The organism is Bacillus sp. P4_D3 (assembly GCF_056401855.1).
On sequence record NZ_JBFUIN010000441.1, the window covers coordinates 1 to 2,574 of the forward strand.

A 2,574-nucleotide genomic window follows, 5' to 3' on the forward strand; every position below is an offset into this window, starting at 1 on the left:
TCAAGAGGAGGAAGTAAATGTGTTAGCTGAATTTATAAATGTCACGACTGATTCAACGCAAAATCGAGAAGAAAAAGTCAAAAATGTGTTGCGAATCATCATAAAAAAGGAAAAGGAAACATGGCGAGTTACAAGTGTAGAAGAACTAAATATGAGAGTTTTATAACAAAAAGGTGAGGTGAGAATGTGATAGGTGCAATCAGTAAGAAGAGTGAAAGAATTAACTTGAGAAGAAATAAGTCGTGAATCTACCTAGCAATTATCAGCTTTCTATTTTTCGGTTTTTTCATCGTTTGACATCTAAAATTTACATGCCAAACGATGAAAAACTATTCCATACGGAAACAAATAAAGTAATTAAGTTGTCGGGGATGGGGAAATTGATTGTAGAATAAAGGGAATATAATCCACATRAAAACTTCATAGAAATTCGATTTCGGATAGAAGGATATGAGGAAGCTGGATTTACGTTTAAGGCACAAGAAAAAGGAAATCCAGGTGTCCAATTACCTGTCAAAGTGTTGTATGAAGAGAAYGGRAATTACGTGRTAGAAGTCAAAGAATTATCTCCAAATTGGGGAGCTTTAGCTTTAGRTATTTACAATAAAAACARYGAAAAAGAACAAATGGATATKMGGAAGTTTACACAAGATGYTAACGARTACGAAGAAGAAAATACAAGTAYAAAGAGTCCCAATAAAYTTGTTCAGACGATTTTTACTGATCAAAGAAAAACAAAAGCAAAYGATGAATTGTTAGCTGAAAATAAAAAAACATATGAGTTAGATTTTATAGAARGAGAYAAAAAAGATATTGAAACAAAGATTGAWAATTATGGGAAAGYAATCAAGCTTGAAGARGAAAATGGGAAGACAGTTTWTGAGAAAGTRAAAGAACTRAAAGATGAAATGAAGTACCAAACCGAAGCGGAAAAAAYGGAAACWCAATCRAAAATMTCATCWTTAGAATCCAAAATAAAATCATCAGAAAAGAACGTTGAATTGTTTAAAGGAGAACAAAAAATTGCACGAGATAAGATCAAAAAATTAGARCAAAAGGCRCAAGAAATTAATAAAATCTGAATAAGGTCATGTCGTCACTGAGTACTCACCAGTGAAATTTGAGTACTCAGTGAGTGCTCATTTGGTGGTTTTTGTATCGTCAGTGAGTACTCATCTGTTTGATTTGTGTCATCAGTGAGTACTCACCTAGAGGATTTTCTTGCCCCCATCGTTTTGCTAGGCTCCGCCTAGTCCCAACCCCTAGKTGGGMMCAAAAACCCCTTATGCTCTTCTCACTATTTTTKGWTCTCTACCCAMAATTGCAGAAAGGAGAGRGAAAAGTGGAAATYAGAATTAGAGAAGTAGATCCAATTGCCGTAAAGAAAATAGATGAAATYGCAAAGRGGAAAGGATTATCCAGRCAGAAATTTTTGAAAGACCAAATTGAAATGCTGGCATTTTTTCAGCAACAAAATAAAAGAGAAATGGAATTAGAAAATATCATCCAAAAGAACATCCATATGATGAATGATTGTTATAGCGAAATGAAAAAAATGAATGAGTTTATTCAAATGATGATGCAGGATGATGAAAATGAGTAATGGGGTTCCTGTTCAWTCTTCAGTCACACCKGGTGTTGTTTTAAAAACAAAATTTGTGTTACCRAGTTCSGATGCMTTTCAGAACTATATTGAGTATGTAGACCGGGAAGAAGCACAAAGTGAAGTGAAACTGAATCCGAAAATGTTTGAAATGTATCAAGAATATATGGGGAATCCTGAAAAGACATCGGCACTGTTTACGGAACACGCAAATCGTTTAACAGAAAGTGAGAAAAAATCCTTAAAGGAAATGTTTAAAACCGCTTATGAAAATGGGAGTATCATGTGGCAAGATGTCATTTCTTTTCATAATCCTTTGCTTGAAGAACAAGGCATTTATGATTCAAAGACAAAGACTCTAGATGAAAGAAATGCAGAAAAGAGAGGGAATAGAAAAAAGTTCTACTTGAGGTACCGCCAGCATTTCGGAAAAAACCCACGCTAAGAGCATGCAAAATTTTATACAGTTTTTCGGCCAATCCAGTAACAAACGAAAACCTTAAAACGCGCACCAGGATAGGAATGTATAAAAAAATGAATAGAGTCATAGAAAAAGAAAAAGGCGGATCTCCACTCTCACAAGGAAGCTGCCTTGTCCTTGCTACCGATAACGAGAATTATGTAAATGAGCTGTCCATATGGGCAGCTTATTGTATTTTTCCAAAATGCTATCGATTAACATATATATGTTAATCGATAGAAAAGAGACCCCCTAAATAAAGAGCTGGTCTTATCCCTGTCAAGTAGACAATATTAAAAAGACTAAGCAGCCATCGAGATTCGATATTCTATCGGAGCTCGGTGGTTGAGTCGTTTTTGGAACCGTTTATAGTTATAAAAATAAATATACTCTTCAATTGCTTGTATTAAATCTGCTTCTGTTTTAAAATGATTCAAATACAACATTTCCGATTTAAAATGGGAGAAAAATGACTCAATACAGGCATTATCATGGCAGTTTCCTTTGCGAG

2 protein-coding genes and 2 pseudogenes are annotated in these 2,574 nt (G+C 34.4%); 3 read left to right on the forward strand and 1 reads right to left on the reverse strand.

Annotated elements, in window-relative coordinates; translation table 11 throughout:
- Positions 1 to 246: 246 nt before the first annotated feature.
- The 3 genes and pseudogenes from AC1DTM_RS22405 to mobL form a co-directional block, all read left to right on the forward strand.
- A pseudogene (locus AC1DTM_RS22405) lies at positions 247 to 1,082 on the forward strand (hypothetical protein).
- Between the two features lie 260 nt (positions 1,083 to 1,342).
- On the forward strand, positions 1,343 to 1,603 hold the full coding sequence (locus AC1DTM_RS22410; RefSeq protein WP_477000911.1) for a hypothetical protein: 261 nt from the start codon (positions 1,343 to 1,345) through the stop codon (positions 1,601 to 1,603).
- Positions 1,596 to 2,007: pseudogene (mobL, locus tag AC1DTM_RS22415) on the forward strand (relaxase MobL); the annotation flags it as partial. The gene AC1DTM_RS22410 and the pseudogene mobL, both read left to right, overlap by 8 nt.
- 358 nt (positions 2,008 to 2,365) lie before the next feature.
- On the opposite strand, the gene AC1DTM_RS22420 reads toward mobL, so the two are convergent.
- A partial coding sequence (locus AC1DTM_RS22420; RefSeq protein ID WP_477000912.1) for an IS3 family transposase occupies positions 2,366 to 2,574 on the reverse strand: 209 nt, incomplete at its 5' end.